The sequence below is a fragment of the Thalassospira sp. NFXS8 genome (genome assembly GCF_040148805.1).
In the GTDB taxonomy this organism is placed as follows: domain Bacteria; phylum Pseudomonadota; class Alphaproteobacteria; order Rhodospirillales; family Thalassospiraceae; genus Thalassospira.
Window position 1 is genome coordinate 112,491 of sequence record NZ_JAGEMF010000003.1, and the last position, 20,103, is coordinate 132,593.

At 54.3% G+C, this 20,103-nt stretch carries 16 protein-coding genes; 7 read left to right on the plus strand and 9 right to left on the minus strand.

Going from position 1 to position 20,103, the window contains the following annotated elements; translation table 11 throughout:
- Nucleotide 1: 1 nt before the first annotated feature.
- Together J4E05_RS16930 and J4E05_RS16935 are read right to left on the minus strand one after the other, a co-directional pair.
- Nucleotides 2-1,210 (minus strand): NAD(P)/FAD-dependent oxidoreductase, encoded by a 1,209-nt coding sequence (locus tag J4E05_RS16930; RefSeq protein ID WP_349597886.1) that lies wholly within the window; start codon nt 1,208-1,210, stop codon nt 2-4.
- An 84-nt stretch (nt 1,211-1,294) separates the two neighbouring features.
- On the minus strand, nt 1,295-1,927 hold the full coding sequence (locus tag J4E05_RS16935) for an RrF2 family transcriptional regulator (protein WP_349597889.1): 633 nt from the start codon (nt 1,925-1,927) through the stop codon (nt 1,295-1,297).
- 284 nt (nt 1,928-2,211) lie between these two features.
- Between J4E05_RS16935 and J4E05_RS16940 the strand changes: the two genes are divergently transcribed.
- From J4E05_RS16940 to J4E05_RS16965, 7 genes are all read left to right on the plus strand, one after another.
- Complete coding sequence (locus J4E05_RS16940; RefSeq protein WP_168185010.1) at nt 2,212-2,376, plus strand: hypothetical protein; 165 nt, start codon at nt 2,212-2,214, stop codon at nt 2,374-2,376.
- A 10-nt stretch (nt 2,377-2,386) separates the two neighbouring features.
- Nucleotides 2,387-2,473 (plus strand): K(+)-transporting ATPase subunit F, encoded by an 87-nt coding sequence (gene kdpF, locus J4E05_RS24130; RefSeq protein WP_085595633.1) that lies wholly within the window; start codon nt 2,387-2,389, stop codon nt 2,471-2,473.
- Nucleotides 2,474-2,486: 13 nt separating this feature from the next.
- The gene (gene kdpA, locus J4E05_RS16945) at nt 2,487-4,196 is read left to right on the plus strand and encodes a potassium-transporting ATPase subunit KdpA (protein ID WP_349597892.1); all 1,710 of its coding nucleotides are present in this window, start codon (nt 2,487-2,489) and stop codon (nt 4,194-4,196) included.
- A 17-nt stretch (nt 4,197-4,213) separates the two neighbouring features.
- Nucleotides 4,214-6,247, plus strand: a complete 2,034-nt coding sequence (kdpB, locus tag J4E05_RS16950) for a potassium-transporting ATPase subunit KdpB (protein ID WP_349597894.1) — start codon at nt 4,214-4,216, stop codon at nt 6,245-6,247.
- Nucleotides 6,248-6,260: 13 nt separating this feature from the next.
- Nucleotides 6,261-6,827 carry a potassium-transporting ATPase subunit KdpC gene (gene kdpC / locus J4E05_RS16955; protein WP_349597897.1) on the plus strand — a complete coding sequence of 189 codons (567 nt, stop codon included), beginning with the start codon at nt 6,261-6,263 and terminating at the stop codon, nt 6,825-6,827.
- A 210-nt stretch (nt 6,828-7,037) separates the two neighbouring features.
- Nucleotides 7,038-9,788: an ATP-binding protein gene (locus J4E05_RS16960; protein WP_349597900.1), complete on the plus strand. Its 2,751-nt coding sequence runs from the start codon at nt 7,038-7,040 to the stop codon at nt 9,786-9,788.
- The gene (locus J4E05_RS16965) at nt 9,781-10,464 is read left to right on the plus strand and encodes a response regulator (protein WP_085595643.1); all 684 of its coding nucleotides are present in this window, start codon (nt 9,781-9,783) and stop codon (nt 10,462-10,464) included. The genes J4E05_RS16960 and J4E05_RS16965 overlap by 8 nt, the downstream gene beginning before the upstream one ends.
- A 225-nt stretch (nt 10,465-10,689) precedes the next feature.
- Here the strand turns inward: J4E05_RS16965 and J4E05_RS16970 are convergent, their stop codons facing one another.
- The 7 genes from J4E05_RS16970 to J4E05_RS17000 all read right to left on the minus strand — a co-directional run bounded on the left by J4E05_RS16970 (nt 10,690) and on the right by J4E05_RS17000 (nt 19,802).
- The gene (locus J4E05_RS16970; RefSeq protein WP_349597903.1) at nt 10,690-12,744 is read right to left on the minus strand and encodes a bifunctional sugar-binding transcriptional regulator/dihydroxyacetone kinase subunit DhaK; all 2,055 of its coding nucleotides are present in this window, start codon (nt 12,742-12,744) and stop codon (nt 10,690-10,692) included.
- A complete protein-coding gene (dhaL, locus tag J4E05_RS16975) occupies nt 12,741-13,412 on the minus strand; it encodes a dihydroxyacetone kinase subunit DhaL (protein ID WP_349597906.1) in 672 nt (223 codons plus the stop codon). The genes J4E05_RS16970 and dhaL (J4E05_RS16975) overlap by 4 nt, the downstream gene beginning before the upstream one ends.
- Before the next feature lie 83 nt (nt 13,413-13,495).
- On the minus strand, nt 13,496-15,241 hold the full coding sequence (gene dhaL, locus J4E05_RS16980) for a dihydroxyacetone kinase subunit DhaL (RefSeq protein WP_349597909.1): 1,746 nt from the start codon (nt 15,239-15,241) through the stop codon (nt 13,496-13,498).
- Nucleotides 15,242-15,279: 38 nt separating this feature from the next.
- Complete coding sequence (locus J4E05_RS16985; protein ID WP_349597912.1) at nt 15,280-16,038, minus strand: GolD/DthD family dehydrogenase; 759 nt, start codon at nt 16,036-16,038, stop codon at nt 15,280-15,282.
- 93 nt (nt 16,039-16,131) lie between these two features.
- Nucleotides 16,132-17,139 (minus strand): substrate-binding domain-containing protein, encoded by a 1,008-nt coding sequence (locus J4E05_RS16990; RefSeq protein ID WP_349597915.1) that lies wholly within the window; start codon nt 17,137-17,139, stop codon nt 16,132-16,134.
- A 94-nt stretch (nt 17,140-17,233) separates the two neighbouring features.
- Nucleotides 17,234-18,253, minus strand: a complete 1,020-nt coding sequence (locus J4E05_RS16995; protein ID WP_349597918.1) for an ABC transporter permease — start codon at nt 18,251-18,253, stop codon at nt 17,234-17,236.
- Between the two features lie 67 nt (nt 18,254-18,320).
- Entirely contained in the window at nt 18,321-19,802 is a 1,482-nt protein-coding gene (locus J4E05_RS17000; protein ID WP_349597921.1) for a sugar ABC transporter ATP-binding protein, read from the minus strand.
- Nucleotides 19,803-20,103: the final 301 nt, after the last annotated feature.

Sequence of the window (20,103 nt, forward strand, 5' to 3'; positions counted from 1 at the left end):
CTCAGACGTCTGCGGTAATTCCGGGCTTTGCAGCGGCTAAAGCCGCTTCGCGTTCTGCTTTGGGTGGGTAAATATACGTCGAGTTAATCTCTTCCTTGATCTTTTTACCGGCCGATCCACTCAGCATAACCTTTCGGTCCCAACCTTCGCAGAATGCGGCTCCCCAAGGACCAAGGTCGAGACAAGTGACATATCGCTCTTGTGAATAAGACATCGTTGGTGCGCAGAGAAGATCAGCAGCGGCATTGTGGCCAGCAAACCGGCCCAACGGCATCGCGTGCTGACAGGACATGAGTGTACGGTGACCATCATTGTCAGTTGCGGCGCTTGCCGCATCGCCGGTTGCGAATATTTCCGGATTGCCTGGAACACGAAGATCGTGCTCAACAACCAAACGACCAAGTTCGTCCCGCGGCGCCTCAATCTGCTCGGTTAACGGCGTTGCACGTAAGCCGCCAGTCCAGATCACAGTTTTACTTAAAATACGCGTTCCGTCTTCAAGAGTGACACCCGTTGCATCGACCTTTGTTACAGCCTTACCGAGCATCCATTCAACGCCGAGCGAACTCAACGCTTCCTCAATTACTGGCCTCGGACCTGGTCCGAGATCCGGGCCAATAGCTTCCGCACGCTCAACGACGACTACTCGGACATTCGCATCCTTTCCTAATGCAGTTCGCAGCCGTTGTGGCATTTCCGCCGCTGTCTCAATTCCGGTGAAGCCGCCACCGGCGATCACTACTGTGTCACGTTGTTCTGAAACGGGCTGCTCGGCAAGTTCGTGAATATGTTGCCACAATTCATGTGCTTCGTGGCGTTGATCCACGCTGAAGCAATGCTCGGAAAGCCCGGGTATCGGCGGGTGAACAACGCGACTTCCTGCTGCGAGGATGAGGCGATCATAACCAAGGGTGATTTGCTCGCCATTATTTTGTTCAATAATGACCGCAGGCGCCGATTTGTTGATTGTGCGAACGCATCCTTCCACAAAACGCACACCAGTTACGCGGAACAGTTCTTCGAGTGGTGCGCTCATCTGCGCAGGATCATCTTCATAGAGACGTGGACGCATGTTGAGTACGGGTTCCGGTGCAACCACAACAATCTCAATTCCATCCTCTGCGCCATAAGCGTCACGCAGGCGCGCCGCACTTAGTGCCGACATTGTGCCTGCAAAGCCAGCGCCGATAATCACAATTCTAGTCTGCATAGTGTACTCCTCTTGGGTTCTTGAAGACGCAGATCTCCCGTGGCGGGTCGAAGACCCGCTGAAGGATTTTCTCTCTGTTCAGTGTTATTTCAGGCGCGGCTTACGCGGCGCCTGCTTCAATGCTGCATTGCGTGCGGCATGACGCGAATTACTGCGATCCTGTATCCATGACGCTACAAGCTCATTGAATTGTTGGGGTTGGGGCACGTTGCGCGCGAGATCGGCAAGGCTGCTTCGTGCCAATTCGGCACGCATCTGCCGCTCCGCGCGTAACATAAGACGGTGGATGCCGCATACACCTACGCTTGACCAAGCAGGAGGAGTGCCACCGAAAAGAATACATCCCTCGCGAACGTCCTTGCAGTCGAACAGTTGCCGCTTGCCCTCAATCGCGTCTATTACGGCTAAGACTGAGATTTCCTCTGGTGACCGCGCCAGGGTGTAACCGCCGGAAATTCCATTCGTGGATTTAACAATACCGGCTTTTTCCATACGGGACATGATCTTTGCCAACATCGCTGGGGGAACTCCTTGAAGTTCCGCCAGATCACGGCTGCTAGCGCGTTCTACATCGTCGTTAACTAGCCACAGTAAACAATGGAGCCCATATTCAATCGACGCGCCGTACAAACTGGTCCGGTTGCGTGGTTGATTGGCCAAATCGGAATTTGTCCGTGAAACCGGGCTCGTTTTTGAGGTGAAATGCTGTGTTTTCATAACCCGGACTTTACAGGTCCGAGTTAGGTGTCGGTAGGACCAAAAACAGCCAGGATGAGTGGACCAGGGTAAGCGCAGATCCAATTTGTAAAGTTCAATAAAATGCGCGAACAGAAAATGTAATATGCGAACGAGTTCGGTAAATCAGCTTGTGCTTGTATAAAATCTTGCAGCCAATTGCTTGCACTGGAACGTCATCGTCCGGGGGCGCGCGAGTGATACAAGGTGTGGGGGATTACCAGAAGGCAAAAATTTTACGTGATTTTTACGTAGAGAGATAAAATTTGCCAGTTTCTGCCATCGCATTTTTACGCCTGGAAATTCTAGCCTGTAGTTCGGTAATTCGGACATTACAGGAGCAAGCCATGTCTGATCTGATCTATCTCGCCCTTGGGCTGGGATCGTTTGTCCTGTTTGGCCTGGCCGTGCGCGGCTGCGCGCGGATTTAGGGGGGACATCATGCTTGGTTACATACTTGGCGGTGCGATTTCAGCCGCTCTGGTCGTCTATCTGTTTTATGCCCTGATCCGGGCGGAAAAATTCTAGGACGGAGCTTCCAATGACAATCGATCTTGGCCAGTTTGCGCTTTATTGCGCAATCCTGCTGGTCTGCGCCCCGTTCGTGGGCGGTTATATGTATCGTGTCTATAATGGGGACAGGACATTTCTGTCCCCCTTGTTACAACCGGTTGAAACCGCGGTTTACCGGATTTGCGGGATTGATGCGTCGAGTTCTCAACACTGGTCGCGCTATGCAATTGCCCTTCTGGTCTTTAATGCTGCGGGCTGGCTTGTGCTGTTTGTGATCCTGCGATTACAGCATTTTTTGCCCTGGAACCCGGCCGGTCTGGCGCCTATGTCCTCGGACCTTGCTTTTAATACGGCGGTCAGTTTTATAACCAATACCAACTGGCAGGCTTATGGGGGCGAAACAACGCTATCCTATTTCAGCCAGATGGTCGGCTTGACAACGCAGAATTTTGTCAGCGCCTCGACCGGAATGGCCGTTGCTGTGGCCGTTATCCGGGGTTTTGCGAGCAGAAAAATTCGTGAATTGGGCAATTTCTATGTCGATATGACGCGCGGGGTACTTTACATCCTGTTGCCGTTATCCATTGTTGCGGCACTTTTCCTGATTTCCCAAGGCGTTCCGCAGAATTTGCATGCCTATGTTGACGCAACCACTCTTGAGGGAACCCATCAGGTTCTGGCGCAGGGGCCTGCAGCCTCCCAGATTGCCATCAAACAGCTCGGAACCAATGGGGGCGGATTTTTTAATGTCAATTCCGCCCATCCTTACGAAAACCCGACACCGCTAAGCAACCTTCTTGAAATGGTCTATCTGCTGCTGATACCTGCAGCTTTCTGTTTTTTGTTCGGAAAAATGGTCAATAACAAACGCCAGGGGATTGCGATCTTTGCCGTGATGGGCGTGCTTTTTGTGGCGGGCTTTTTCGCAACCTATGGGGCTGAAAAGGCGGGCAATCCCCTTTGGGCGCATAATAGCGCAATCATATCGTCGCCGGGCAATATGGAAGGCAAGGAAGTCCGTTTTGGCATCCTTAATTCGACGTTATGGGCCTCGGCAACAACAGCGGCATCCAATGGTTCGGTCAATGCCATGCATGACAGTATGACGCCGCTTGGCGGTATGGTTGCAATGCTTAATATGCAACTGGGCGAAATCGTCTATGGCGGGGTTGGTGCCGGTTTTTACGGCATGCTGTTATTTGTTGTGCTGACTGTTTTTATCGCCGGGTTAATGGTTGGCCGCACGCCGGAATATCTTGGGAAAAAGATTGAATCCCGGGAAATCAAGCTGGCTGTTCTGGCCATTTTGACCATGCCGATTGGTATTCTGATTTTTGGCGCTCTTGCGGCAACTGTTCCCTCGGCGCTGGTGGCCGTGCAGGACGCCGGACCGCATGGCTTATCTGAAATCCTGTATGCCTATAGTTCGGCGACGGGGAATAACGGCTCGGCCTTTGCCGGTTTTGGCGCCAGCGTGCCATTTCATACCACCTTGCAGGGCATTGCCATGATGCTGGGGCGGTACGGATTTATCATTCCCATTCTTGCGATTGCGGGCTCGCTTGGCGCGAAAAATGTCGTGCCGGTTTCCGGCGGCACCTTTCCCACACATGGCCCGCTTTTCGTCACCCTTTTGATTGCCGTCATCCTGATCGTCGGCGGCCTTACTTTCTTCCCGGCATTGGCACTGGGCCCGATCGCGGAACATTTCGCGATGTTGGCCGGTATCCTGTATTGACCGGAGGAGTGTTCAAAATGAAGAAAACAGAAAATACCCGTTTGCTCGACGGAACCCTTATGCGAACAGCAGGGTTCGAGGCATTACGCAAACTTGACCCCCGGGTTATGGTGCGCAATCCGGTGATGTTTATGGTGGAAGCCGGGGCCGTCATGGCAACCGTCATCAGCATTCAGGGAGCCCTGGCAGGCACCACGGATTTATCCGTGCTGGTTCAGATAACAGTCTGGCTGTGGTTTACCGTTTTGTTTGCCAATTTCGCCGAAGCAGTGGCCGAAGGCCGTGGAAAGGCCAGGGCAGACAGTTTGCGCTCGACAAACAAGGAAACCGAGGCAAAAAAGTTACCCTCTGGCGATAAAAACGATATCGAGCGGGTTGCAAGCAGCCACCTTGCTCCAGGAGACTTCGTTCTGGTCGAAGCCGGTGATGTTATCCCGGTTGACGGCGAAATCGTCGAGGGGATTGCCTCGGTTGATGAGTCGGCAATTACGGGGGAATCCGCGCCGGTTATCCGTGAAAGTGGCGGCGATCGTTCGGCCGTGACTGGCGGCACACGTGTTGTGTCCGACTGGCTGAAAATTCGCGTAACAGCGAAGCCCGGCGAAAGTTTTCTGGATCGCATGATTGCGATGGTCGAGGGCGCGCAACGCCAGAAAACACCCAACGAGATTGCGCTGAATATTTTGCTGGTGGGCATGTCGATTATTTTTCTGATCGTTGTTGTCACACTTGAACCGTTCGCCCTGTTTTCCGGAACCTCCATTCCGCTGGCATTTTTGATCGCGTTGCTGGTCACGCTGATCCCGACGACGATTGGGGGGCTGCTTTCGGCAATCGGGATTGCAGGTATGGACCGGCTGGTTAAGGCCAATGTGATTGCAAAATCCGGTCGTGCTGTCGAGGCGTCGGGTGACGTCGATACCCTGCTGCTTGATAAAACCGGGACAATTACATTTGGCAACCGGATGGCCGATGCATTTATGCCGTTAAAAGGTATCAGTGAACGGGAACTGGCCGAGGCAGCAGCAATCGCATCCCTTGCAGATGATACGCCCGAGGGTAAATCAATTGTCGAGCTGGCAGGAAAACTGTTCGATTTTCACGGAGATAAAGCATCCCTGACCAAAGCCATCGGCTTTAGTGCCGAAACCCGGATGTCAGGTGCGGATATCGGTATGGATGAATTCCGCAAAGGGGCCGGGGATGCAATGCGTGGATACGCCGAGCCCGGCCAGCAGGCCACCGAACTGGGCCGGATCGTTAACGGCATTGCAAAATCGGGTGGTACGCCACTGGTAGTTGCAAAAAATCATAATGTGATGGGTGTCATTCATTTGAAAGACATCATTAAACCGGGCATTCGCGCACGTTTCGCTGAATTGCGCGAGATGGGTATTCGCACGGTCATGATAACAGGTGATAATCCGCTGACCGCGGCAGCCATTGCCGCCGAGGCCGGTGTGGATGATTTTCTTGCCGAGGCAACACCGGAAAAGAAACTTGAACTGATCCGTCAGGAACAGGAAGGTGGACGGCTGGTCGCGATGTGCGGTGACGGATCAAACGATGCGCCCGCCCTGGCACAGGCCGATGTCGGTGTGGCAATGAATGACGGGACACAGGCCGCCCGCGAAGCCGGCAACCTTGTCGATCTTGATAGTGATCCGACCAAACTGATTGAAATTGTCAGGGTGGGCAAACAGTTGCTGATCAGCCGTGGCGCTTTGACAACTTTCTCGATTGCCAATGACGTTGCCAAATATTTTGCCATTCTGCCGGCGTTGTTTATTGCGACCTATCCGCAACTTGGTGCCTTAAACATCATGGGACTGGCAAGTCCGCAAAGCGCCATTCTTTCGGCCGTCATTTTTAATGCTCTGGTGATTATAGCCCTGATCCCGCTTGCCCTGCGAGGCGTGCAGTTCACACCGGGCAGTGCTGCGGCCCTGTTGCGGCGAAATCTGCTGATCTACGGCCTTGGCGGACTGATTGTTCCCTTTGTCGGTATCAAGGTGATCGATCTGATCATCAATGCCGTCGGGCTGGTATAAAGGAGGTGTGATCATGTTGAATTTGTTGCGTCCTGCAATCGCGATGATTGCGGTTATGACTGTATTGACCGGGATCGCCTATCCGCTGGCCATAACCGGGGTAAGCCAGGTTCTGTTCCCCGATCAGGCAAATGGCAGCCTGATTGAAAAGGATGGTGTTGTGATCGGCTCACGTTTGATCGGTCAAAAGTTTGGAAGTGATCGCTATTTTCATGCCCGTCCTTCCTATGCCGGGGCAGGGTATGAAGGCGATAATTCCGGTGGTTCCAATTTGGCACCGACAAGCCGGGAACTGGTCAAGGATATTCGTGCCCGCGCGATGGATTTGTCGGCCGAAAATGGCAATCGCCCGGTGCCGATTGATCTGGTAACCGCGTCGGGCAGTGGGCTTGACCCCGATATTTCGCCTGAAAGTGCCCGGTTTCAGATTGAACGGGTGGCAAAAGCCCGCAATATGCGGGGCAGCGATCTGGAGGAACTGGTGACTACGCATATCCAGCGCAGAACATTTGGATTGTTGGGCGAACCTCGCGTCAATGTCCTGATGTTGAATATGGCGCTGGATGGCATGTCGTCCTGAACCGATGTGCAACATTGACAATATCGTTTACCGGGCGGCCGATGGGCGGCCCGGTAAACGGCTGGAAAAAGTGTGGCGTTCGGCCTAACAGTTGCGGGCATTATGGCTGCACCATCTAATCGCCCGGTTTTTTGTCGGCGCTTTATCCGCGCCATTCGCCAAAGGTTCTGATATCAGAGAATAAATAGAAAAGGCTTTGATCATCGCATCATGACTGACGACGTGGACCGTCCTTTTCCTGAAGCCCTGCTGGAGCAGACCCGCACGGATCAGCGGGGTAAATTAAAGATTTTTCTGGGCGCCTATCCTGGTGTCGGAAAGACCTACGCCATGCTTCAGGCCGCACAGGAAAGGCGGAAAGAAGGGCGGGACGTTATTGTCGGCATTGTTGAAACCCATGGCCGGATCGAAACCGAAAACCTGCTGCGCGGGCTGGAAACCCTGCCGCGCAAACGTCTTTTGCATCGTGGGCGGGTTTTCGGGGAAATGGATATTGATGCAATTATCTGGCGCAAACCCGAAATTGCCCTGGTGGATGAACTGGCGCATACAAATGTACCGGGCAGCCGCCATGACAAACGCTATCAGGATATTGATGAACTGCTTGATGCCGGTATCAATGTCTATACCACGCTGAATATTCAGCATCTTGAAAGCCTGAACGATATTGTCGCGCGCATTTCCAAGGTGCGCGTGCGTGAAACCCTGCCCGACAGTTTTCTGGAAAAAGCCGACGAAATCGAACTGATTGACCTGTCACCGGAAGATTTGCTGCAACGCCTGCGTGACGGAAAAGTTTACGTTATTGAGCAGGTCGGGCGCGCCCTGCGGCATTTTTTCAGCAAGGGTAACCTGACAGCCCTGCGCGAACTTGCAATGCGGATTGCCGCCGAACGCATTGATGCGCAAATGCTTGAATATATGCGAACCCATGCGGTCAGCGGGCCCTGGCCCACCCAGGAACGGCTGATGGTGTGCCTGAATGAAAGCCCGGTTGCCAAAAAGCTGGTACGAACCGCAAAGCGCATGGCCGAACGCCAGCGTATACCGTGGATTGCCGTGCATGTTGAAACCCCGCGCGATGACCGGCTGACGAATGCCCAGAAAGACGGTGTTGCCCAGGCTTTGCAAATGGCCGAACAATTGGGGGCGGAAATCATCACCATGCAGGCAGAGGCACATCTGGCGCGCGAAATTGCTGCCCTGGCTGCCGAACGGAACGTGACACGTCTGCTGATCGGTCGACGCAGGCGTCGCCGTTTTATCGGTATTTTCCAGGAAAACGTGACACAAAAGCTGCTGGAAAACGCTGATGGTTTTGATGTTACCGTTATTGCCGAGGACAGCACCGATCAATCCGATCAACGGCCCGCACGTGTGTTACGAGAACGCAAAGGGGGCTACAGGCAGGCGCTGATATGGGTTGTCTCAAGCGTGGTGGTTGCCACGATTGCGGCCCTGGGCGCGGACAGATACCTGCCTTTCGGCAATTTATCGCTTGTTTACCTGCTTGCGGTTTTGGCCAGCGCCATACGTTGTGGCATGTGGCCGTCGATTGCTGCCAGTGTGTTGTCTTTTATTTCCTATAATTTCTTTTTCACCGTTCCTTATTATTCCTTGTCGGTGTTTCATCAGGAACAGTTGATTACCATTGTCTTTTTCCTGATTGTTTCTGTCATTGTCGGCAATCTGGCCGGGCGGTTGAGATTGCAGGTTGATGCCATGAAAATCAGCGCCAAACGCACGGCCAATCTCTATGATTTCAGCCGCAAAATTGCGGCTGCAGCCTCGCTTGATGATGTGTTGTGGGCGGCGGTTCACCATGTCGCCGCGACCCTGAATTGCCAGTCGATGGTTCTGCAGCCGGGAAAAAATGGATCACTGGAAATTACCGCAGCATACCCACCCGAGGATCAGTTGGGCCACAAGGACTGGGGAGCGGCTGAATGGGCGTGGGATCATATGAAGCCGGCGGGCTGGCAGTCCAATACGCTGCCAGCTGCCGAGTGGCTTTTCATGCCCGTAAACACACCGCAGCATCCGTTTGGGCTGTTGGGTGTGAGGTTTGACCAGCGCGAGCGTGTCCTGGGTCCGTCACAACGCCGGTTATTGGAAGCACTGGTGGACCAGGTGGCGGTTGCCGTGGAACGCACCCGCCTTGCAACCGATATTGAAGAAGCGCGCCTGTTAACCGAGACGGAACAACTTCGTGCGGCATTGTTGTCTTCTGTGTCGCATGATTTGCGCACACCTTTGGTGTCCATCATTGGTTCCGCGACTGCGTTGTCGGGTTATGACAAGGCGTTGACTGAAGATGACCGGCGACAGCTAACCACGACAATTCTTGAGGAAAGCGAGCGTTTGAACCGCTTTGTTCAGAACCTTCTGGATATGACCCGGCTGGGATATGGCGCGTTGCAACCGAAAAAGGAATGGTGCGATGTGGCAGAAATTATCGGTCGTGCCCTCCGTCATATCCGCAAATTTTCGGCGACCCGAAACTTTGATGTCAATGTCGCGCCTTATGTGCCAGCTCTTTTTATCGACCCTGTCTTGATGGAGCAGGTTTTGTTTAACGTGCTGGATAACGCCGTTAAACACACGACACCTGAAGGTAAAATATCGATTGACGTTACTGTGGAAAAGGCCGGGGTCAGGTTCGCCATTTCCGATAATGGCAGCGGTATCCCCCCGGCTGACCGGCAGGCGGTGTTTGATGTATTTTATCGCGTTCGTGCCGGCGACCATCAACTAGCGGGAACGGGGCTGGGGCTGTCGATTTGCCGTGGATTTGTCGAAGCGCATGGTGGAAACATTGTTGCACTTGAAAATTTGCAAGGGCAGGGCACGACGATTGCAATCACCCTGCCGGTAACGGCAATGCCGGGCATGGATACAATAGAGGACGAGGATATGCCGCAATCCGCCGTTAATATTGGGGATAAAAACCAAAGTGAGTGACAAGGTCAAAATTCTGATAATTGATGACGAACCGCAAATTCGCAAATTTCTGCGAATAAGCCTTGGGGCCCAAGGATATGGCGTGGTCGAGGCGGAAAATGGCCAGTCCGGCATTGAAAAATGCGCCCTTGAAACGCCGCAGCTTGTTATCCTTGATCTTGGATTACCCGATTTGGACGGCCAGACGGTTTTGCAGGAAATACGGCAATGGAGCGACGTGCCGATTATTGTGCTGTCCGTCCGATCCAGCGAAGATGAAAAGGTGAGCGCCCTTGACAATGGTGCCAATGATTATGTGACAAAGCCCTTTGGCATTGCCGAATTGATTGCACGGGTGCGGGCGACATTGCGGGGTCGGAAGTCTGACGAGGCCGCCAGCAGCGAGATTGTTTCGGGCGATCTGAGAATTGATCTGGCCGGGCACAAGGTGTTTTTGGCCGATAACGAACTGAAACTGACGAAAAAAGAATTCGCGTTACTGGCATTACTGGCGCGCAATGCCGGGCGGATTGTGACCCATCAGCAAATATTGCGAGAGATATGGGGGCCAGCTCATGAAAAGGAAACGCATTATTTGCGTATTTACATAGGTCATTTACGCCAAAAATTGGGAGATGACCCTTTGAATCCCAAATTTATTGAAAATGAACCGGGTGTTGGATATCGATTTACTTAGTCACACGAGAGCATGACTTGAGCGAACGCCACGGCGGTTCCACCCTATAAGTGGACCGATCCAATGTACGGTATCGCCCTAAACGTGCGCCACGCCCCGACACTGACCTGCCAGTTTACGGAGAGAGTTTGCTAAGCTCGCCTGGATCATACTGCGGAATTAACTTTTGGATGAAGCCTTGTGCAAGCAAAGACTAAACATTGACGGACAGTCTACAATGTAGCCTTAAGCGATCGTAATAGCCGGACTGCTGCAAGGATGATCAAGTAGCGTTTTTAATTCCGGGTCCAGGTGCATCATGGTGACGGAAACCCCGGCCATATCTAATGATGTATAGTAGTGACCAATCAGTGTGACATGGGCCTTGACCCGGCGGGCCTTGAGCCTTTCCCGTAAACGACGGTTAAGAATATAAAGCTCCATATGAGGTGTGCTGCCAAGCGAATTGACCAGCAAAGCCACTTCATCCCCTTCAGCGGGGCGCATTTCATCAAGAAGACGGTCAGCAATCAAGTCAGCTGTTTCGTCGGCGGATGCAACATGTACACGCGCAATGCCGGGTTCGCCGTGAACACCAACCCCTATTTCCATATCATCGGGTCCGAGAACAAAACTCGGGCGCCGGGTATCCAGCGAGGCACCAGGCTCCAGGGCAACGCCCATTGTGTAACAGCGTTCGTTTGCACGCTGGGCAAGTGCCGCACATGTTTCGAGCGGCAACATACGATCACAGGCCGCGCCAGCGATTTTGAAAACAAACACATTGCCCGCCACACCACGGCGCGCCGCGCGGGCATCGACTGGCGCGGAGGCGACATCGTCTGTCGTGACCACTGTTTTGACGGGCACGCCCCGCGCTTTTGCCATTTCGGCGGCCATCTCGAAATTCATCAGATCGCCGGAAAAATTACCAAAGATGTGCAGGACACCAGCGCCGCCATTGGCCGCCAGCGTTGCGGCCAGGATGGGGTCGGGCGGAGGGGATGCAAACACATTGCCGATTGCGACAGCATCGGCCAAGCCGCGACCGACATATCCCAGAAAGCCGGGTTCATGACCTGAACCACCCCCGATAACCAGGCCGACTTTGCCGTCTCTGGGTCCGTCAATTGCGCGCAGGGCCCGTGTTGTGCCCGCAATGGGAGCAAGGCATTTTTCATGCGCCAGCAAGGCACCGGCGATGCTTTCATCAACCGCGTCTTTGGGGCGATTGAGGAATTTCTTGATCTGGGTTCGTTCGGGCAGGGCCGCTGTGGATGTTTCTGCTGCCCGCCGTCGCCCGCCTTCAACACCTTCGGATGTTAAAATGGCGCGTGCGGTGTCAAAATCAGTCACCATGACATTGACATAGCCGCCCCGTAACGCCGCCAGTATCGCCTGCACCTTGTCCATGCCGCCTGCAACACCAATCCGACTGCGGATCGCCAGAATCTGATCAAGGCCGATACCGATGACCCGTCCTGCCAGTGGTCCGTCAACAGGCTGTCCGGTGGCCGAAATCAGCCGTCCGGCAATGCTGCCCACGGCATCGTGGTAATGCTCGTGCATCGCGATGCCGTCAAAAAAACCGCTTGTATGAATGGTGCTTTCAGGGCGCAGCGACGAAATCCCCAAAACGATGCGGTTGGCCTCGGCAAGGACCTCCATTTGTTCGGAAAGGACGGCCTCGCGGACCAGAAGGTCCCGCATTTCCGGCGAGGATACAATTGCCGGGGCGGACAAAGGAATACAGCGCGCGCCAATTGCGTCGGCAAGCCGCGTTGCACAGGCTTCGGGTGTCCAGGCGATTTTTGCCGTCGTACCGCCGGTGGCCTGAATGACGCGCAAATCCTGCAGCGATCGTATTTCAAGATGTTGTGCCATCGCCAGCATGGTGCGGCCCCATGTCACGGCGATTGTATCGCCCGAACGCGTGATGCGGGACAGAACCTGGGCCGCGGCAGCCCCCAGGCGGTTGACCAGCGGGCTGTCACTTCCGGTCGACGGAATGACAAAACAGTCGTCAAGCCCGAAATGTTCTTGCAGGTCGCGCGCGATGCTCAGGGCACGAAAACGTTCGGGGTCAATTTCGATATTGACGATGCCCCGTACACGGGCATCGGCCAGATAGGCGTTCACCGATGGCCGCGAAACCCCCATATGATCGGCGATTTCGCCCTGGGTCAGGCCTTCTTCATAATAGAGCCAGGCCGCCCATAGCAGCAGGTCGTCGCCGAATCGCAAGGGCGGACGCACATTCGCGGAACTGTTTGAGGCGCGTTGCGGTTTCCGCGCGCTCATGAAATGTCCTTTGATGCAGCAAATTCAGCCCATGTTGCCAGGGCATCGATCAGGGCGGCAGCAGAAACCGCACCGGGGTCCAGATGCCCGATGCTACGGGGACCGAGACGCGCTGCACGCCCGCGGGCTGCCATCATGGCACGTGTTGCGGTGGCTCCTTCGTCGGCTTTCCGGGCGGCATGTTTAAGAATATCGAGTGTTCCCATACCCTGTTCCAGCCCGAGGCGAACCGCATGCGACGCCGGAGACCAGGCATCGATCATGGTTTTATCACCCGGTTTGCCGTGTCCTCTTTTTTTAATGCCTTCGCACATGGCAATGATGATTTCGGGCAGACGTTCAAACGGCACTTCCCTGACATCGCCAAACAGGGCACCCACGCGCAAAAGGGCGCTGGCATAAAGCGGACCAGTCGTGGCCCCCACCGCATTTAAAAGCGCATTCGCCGCCAGCGAAAAACCTTCGCCCAGCGTTTGGCTGCCATCATCGGTTTCAACAAGAGATTTTGCTGCTGCTTCAAAGCCGCCGGCCATTGCCACACCATGATCCGCATCGCCAATTTCACCATCAAGCATACCTAGGCGGGCGCGCTCGTCAAACATACGAGCGGCGAAGCTGCGAAATAAAGAAGCGAGGTCGTGGCGTGTAAATGTTTGCATGGTCGGCATTTATCGCATGCCCGTCCTGTTGGGAGCAAGTCTTTGTCACAAAGACGAAGGGCCCCGCCTGCAAACAGGAAGGGCCCTTTGCATCAAGCCGATGTCAGACGCCGCGAGATCGCGGCGGCCAGTTCATTCAGGATCAAACAGCACGATGTCGCGCCCGCATCCAGAACCCCGCGGGATCGTTCACCCAGACGCGCCGCACGACCGAGTTTTGCTACCATATCAACCGTACTGTCGCGGCCTTTTTCGGCGGCCGCGCTCATGGCGGACAAGGCGGGTACAATGCCCTGGTTTTTGCTCGCCTCAAAGGCCTCCACAGCGGGGACGAAACAGTCAATCAGGGTTTTGTCGCCGATTTTTGCCCCCCCGGTAGAACGTGCCCCCTGAAGACCGGCATTGAGCATGGCCGAAATTCCGTCTGCATCAATGGCAGTGCGGTCTTCAATCGACAAAGACATGTTGCGGAAGACAAACCCGTAAAGGGGGCCCATTGACCCGCCAATCTCGGACATCAACACATCTGACAGTTTTTCGAATGCGTCAGAAAGCGGGAGATTTTTTCCCGCAATCTGGTCAGCGGCACGGCCAAAGCCCTTTGCCATGTTGATGCCGTGATCGCCATCACCGATCAGTCCATCGATGTCGGAAAGATGGGTTTTATTGGCAACAATGACGGCGGCCAGTTCCTCGACAATGCCTGATGCGGTGGTCAGATCAAGCTTTTCCGACCTTACCGCTTCGGGGGCGCGTAATACGGAAAGATTGCTGCGTTGTGCCGCCTGCCCCTGACGCCGACGGGTGCCAATTTTGCCAATCGGCGCGGTGATATCGCCAGGCAGGGTCATCCCAGGGGAGGCGCAACTGACGTCAAGCAGGGATTTCAGCTCATCGGTTAGCGCCATGACTGTAAGGGTGGCCCCGACCATTTCAAGCGAGGTGAAATAATTGCCGACAAAGGCGCGATGCACTTGCAACCCGGCCTTTTCGAGGCCAACTTCAATGCGGTCATAAAGCACATAAAGTTCATTTACCGGCGTGGCACCGAGACCGGACACCAGAACGGCAACCTCGGTGCCCTCGGGCAGATTATGATCGTCAAGCACGATCTTGACCATATCGTCGGCCACGGCATCGGCGGATTTAAGCGGTTCAACACGCGCCCCGGGTTCCCCGTGATGCCCAATGCCGACTTCCATTGTCCCGGCTTCGATCTGGAAATTCGGATGTCCCAGCGCGGGCAGGGTGCAGGGGCCCAGTCCGACGCCGACGGAACGGCAGGCATCAATGGCCGTTTGTGCGGCGTTCTTGACTTCAGCCAGTGATCCGCCAAGGGCGGCCTTGGCGCCACCGATTTTCCACATAAAAATCTCGCCGGCGACACCCCGGCGTTTTTCGCGTTCATCAACCGGGGCCGAGCAAACATCGTCGTTTGCAACCACGGTGGCAACATCGATGCCTTCGGGTGCGACCATTTCGCCGGCCATGCGAACATTCATATTGTCGCCCGCATAATTGCCGTACAAAACTGCAACACCAGCACCGCCATCTGCCGCACGAATGGCATCTGCGAAACTTTTTGCCGTTGGCGAGGAAAACAGTTCGCCGATGGCGACGGCATCAACCATGTTTTGGCCAACATAACCAACAAAGGCAGGTTCATGCCCGGACCCGCCGCCCGTTACGATGCCGACCTTCCCCTCTTGCGGGGCAAAGCGCGACACGACAACCCGGGGGTTTTCGGGGTCTTTGCGGACCAGGTCACGATGGGCTTTGACAAAGCCCGCGACGGTTTCGTCGACGATATCGTCGGGATCGTTGATGAATCGCTGCATGGCCAACGTGTTCCCTTTCAAATCATTCTGATCGTTCATTATTTTACAGTATATCCGCCATCTACGAGCAGATCGGCACCGTTAATCATTGCAGCGCCATCCGAGGCCAGAAAGACGGCGGAAGCGGCAATTTCTTCGGGTTCGGCAAAGCGGCCAGAGGGAATTTGCGCCTTCATCGCATCGCCCTTGGGGCCATCCCATGCCTTGCGGCCAAGCTCGGTGAGAACCACGGTCGGGGAAATGCAGTTTACGGTAATGCCGTGCTTGCCCCATTCGAGTGCAAGGGTCTTGGTCACACCGACAATGGCAAATTTGGAAGCGCAATAGGCAACATGGCCATCAATCGCAACAGAGCCCGCCTGGGATGCCAGGTTGATAATGCGTCCACCACGGCCGGCCTTGATCATGATGTTGCCAACCGCCTGTGCGATCAGAAAACTTCCTGTAAGGTTTACATCAAGTGTGCGTTGCCATGCTGTTTGCGATAATTCCTCGGCCGGGGCCAAATCGACAATTCCGGCAGAATTTACAAGAATATCGATGCTTCCAAAGCTGTCATTCACAGCATTGACGGCATCATTGATGCTGGTGGCATCAGTAACATTGCAGGCAAATGCCATGGCACCGTTTCCCAGCGCCTCGGCTTTCTTTGTGGCTGCCTCGACATTCATGTCCAGCAGGGCCACGCGCGCGCCCTGGGCAGCGTAGGCTTCTGCGATGGCCGCGCCAATACCGGATGCGGCACCTGTAACAATAGCAGTCTTGCCTGCCAGCGAAAAATCCAGAGGTTCAGCCATAACCGGTCCTTTTCTTCAAACGGGATAACGCCTATTACGTCCTGCATCGCCCGGGCGTGATGTGCGACCGGGCGCGCAGAATTCAAATCAGTGTCATTTGCGCTTGGCGAGCAGCGCATCAACATTTTGGAGCGTTACCGGGGTCCAGGGCACGTTGTATTCAGACTTTTTACCGTCTTCCCAGGTCATCTCGGGATACTGCTTCCAGATTTCCGACATGGGTTTATAGTCGGGTTTGACTGCTTTGATCGCAACGTCGATCGCCCCTTGGGCCTGGGCGGCACCATCTTGCAGGATGGAATCCATATTTCCTTCCTTGACGGCATGAAGGGCATCGGTCACCCCGTCGACACCGGCAATGGCAAAGTCTTTGACATTCAGGCCGGCGGATTTAATTGCCTCAATTGCGCCAAGCGCCATTTCGTCATTCTGGGCGATCACACCTTTGATCTCCGAACCATGCGAGGTAATCCAGTTTTCCATCAGGCTTTGTGCTTCCGCACGGGACCAGTTGGCCGTCTGTTGTTCAAGAACGCTGACATCGGGGCATTCAGCCAAGGCCTTTTTGTTGCCTTCGCCACGCTGGATCTGGGCGGACTGACCAATCGGCCCTTCGAGAATCACGACACTGCCCTTGCAGTCCATTTTGTCCAAAACGGATTTTGCTTCCATATAGCCAGCCTGGACATCGTCGGAACCGACATAGGCGGTAAGAAGTTTGCTGTTGACCATCGTGTTCGATCCAACGACCGGGATGCCTGCTTCGTGGGCAAGTTCAACGGCGGTTGCACCGGCATCAATGTCGATCGGAACAAAAACAATGGCGTCGTAACCCTGGGTGATCATGGTTTCAAACTGGTCTTGCTGGACAAGTGCGTCGTAGCGCCCGTCAAACACCGTCAAATCGACAAGACCGGATTTTACCGCCGGGTGGTTTTCGGCCGCATCCGCCCAAAGCTGCATGAATTCGGCGTTCAGCCCGTAAACGGCAGCGCCAATTTTGATCGCCCCATCCTTTGCGCTGGCAGCGGTGGATGCTGCGGCCAATGACAGGCCGATTACAAGGGCACTGACAGTTGTGGTAAGTTTGCGAAATGTCATGTTGGTTCCTCCCTGAATGACATTCTTTTCGGAAAGATGGCTTCCGGCTGATTGAAACAGTTTTTGTCGGAAGCGATTTGGATGAGAGCGGTTATCAGCTCTCGGTTCGGCGCGAGCGGTCCAGCATCACCGCAGCGACGATAAGTCCGCCTTTGATAACCTGCTGGTAGTAGGATTCGACGCCGAGCAGATCGAGGCCATTATTCATCACGCCGATGAGAAGGGCCCCGATTACGGTGCCGCTGACCCGACCAACGCCACCGGCCAGGCTGGTTCCGCCAATTACCACGGCGGCAATTGCGTCCAGTTCATAGGCAACACCGGCCTGGGGCAAGGCAGAGCCTGTGCGTGCGGCCAATACCATTCCGGCGATGCCCGCCAGGGCACCCGAAATCAGGTAAACGCAAAACCGGATACGGTTGACCGAAAGCCCCGAGACCTTGGCCGCATGGGGGTTCCCGCCAACGGCATAGATGTGTCGGCCAAAGCGGGTTCGGGTCAGGACGAAATGAGAAACGATAAAGACCAGGGCGAACAGAATGATCGGTATCGGAATGCCGATAATATCGCCCGTTCCCATCCAGCGGTAACCATCGGTCAGGGCCGGAATAGGGCGCCCACCGGCATAAATCAGCGTAAGGCCGCGTGCCGCTGATAACATGCCCAGTGTTGCAACAAATGCCGGTACGGCATAGCGTGCAACGGCAATACCCGATAAAGCCCCCATTGCAACACCCGTTAGCACGCCGATGACCAGCGGAATTAACGGCATGTAAGGTGAGCCGGGAATAAAGCCCGAAGCCGATGTCGTCGCAAAACTGGCCGAAACAACTCCTGCCAGCGCAACGACGGAACCGACCGAAAGGTCAATGCCGCGTGTGAGAATGACAAAGGTCATCCCGATTGCCAAAATCCCGTTGATCGAGGTTTGGCGTAATACGTTGATGATATTTCGCGAGCTTAGAAAATTGTCGCTGACAATGGACAAAACAATACAAAGCACCACAAGCGCAATCAGAATACCGTATCGTTGTGCCTGGGATCCGAGGCGATCCGACAACGTGTATTTTTGCGCCACACCTGCCGGTGCGTTGCCCTTGATTTGCGGTTCCAAGATATTTCTCCCTTTCGTACATCGGGGCTGTTGGCATTTTCAATGCCTTGACGGGGGCGCAACGCCCCTACGCAGCCAGATGCAGTAATTTTTCAGCCGACATTTCGGCCCGATCAACTTCGCCGGCGACGCGGCCATCGCGCATAACGATGACCCGGTCAGCCATGCCCAAAACCTCGTCGGTTTCGGATGAAATCATGATGATGCTGCCGCCTTTACTGGCGAAATCAGACATGACCCGGTAAATTTCGCGTTTTGCGCCAACATCGACGCCGCGTGTCGGTTCGTCCAGCAACAGGATCGTCGGGTCCGTCAAAAACCATTTGCCCAGAACCACTTTTTGCTGATTGCCACCTGAAAGGTTCGATACGCCCAGCCGGTCTGATGCGGTTTTGATTTTCAGCTTGTCGATCATGCCGCTCGCCGCCGCTGCCTCGGCACGACTGTTCATCATGCCGGAGGGCGACATTTTATCGAGTGTCGCCAGGCACAGATTTTCCCGTACATCGCCGCTTAAAACCAGCCCGGAGCCCTTGCGGTCTTCGGTCACATAAGCCAGGCCCGCTGCGATGGCGGCTTTGGGATCATCAATTTTGATGGGCTTCCCTTCAATCATGATGTTACCGGTCGTTTCGTCGGATAAACCAAAAAGGCGGTCAAATATTTCGGAACGTCCCGATCCCATCAACCCGTAAAGGGCAAGAATTTCACCCTTGCGGAGCGTGAAATTGACGTCGCGTACATTGTGATCGGCACGAAGGTCCGTAACACGCAGAACATCATGGTCCTGGGCGCGATTTTCCTTGATGAATTCTTCAACCAGGGGACGGCCGACAATAAGGTTGATCAGGCGGTCCTTATCAATATCCTCAAGCGTACCGGCTTCGACAAAGCTGCCATCGCGAAGGACGGTATAGCTGTCGCAGATCGTAAAAATTTCAGACAGTCGATGGCTGACATAAATCACGCCCTTCTGGTGCGATTTAAGGGTTTCGATTGCTGCAAAAAGCTGGTCGGCTTCCGCTTCACCCAGGGCCGAGGTTGGCTCATCCATAATGATGACTTCGGCATTGTAACTCAGGGCCTTGGCGATCTCGACAAGCTGGGTTTGCGCTACCGTCAGATCCATCATCAGGGTATCGGCACGAATGCCAAAATTGAAGCCATCCAGCAATTCCTGCGCTTGCGCATTCATGGCCTTGAAATCGATACATCCCAGAAAACCGGTTGGCTCGCGGCCCAGATAGATGTTTTCAGCCACCGACATCGACGGAACAGGGCTGAGTTCCTGTTCAATAATCGAAATTCCGTTTGCCAATGCGACGGAAGGGTCATCAAAAACCACTTCTTTGCCATTGCGCTTAAGAACGCCGGCATCCCGCAGATGGATGCCCATCAGAATTTTGAGGAAAGTGGATTTCCCGGCACCATTCCCGCCACAAAGCGCGTGAACGGACCCCGCCTTCAGGGAGAAACGCCCGTCCTTAAGCGCGGGAACGCCATTAAACGCTTTTTGGAAGCCCGTGGCTTCGAGCAAAAGCTGACCCATATTTTCCTCCCACCTTGGACTCTCGTTTTTGTGAGTCCTAATTGGCCTGACATTTGTTAGTTAGTGTCTGACAAATGAAATTTCCCAGAGTCTCTGACTTTTGTCAAGGCAAAGGTGTCAAAAATAAAAACATGAATTTTAATGAATTAATTCAGTATGATATGTGGATTATGGTGGTTCCGGATATTGTGTTTTCTACTGTTACGTGAACTTATTTGCGGATGATAAATTTCAAAAATCGAATTTTTCCGGGCTGAATAAACAAGGAGATTTTGACGAAGACGACTGGCTTTAACCAAGT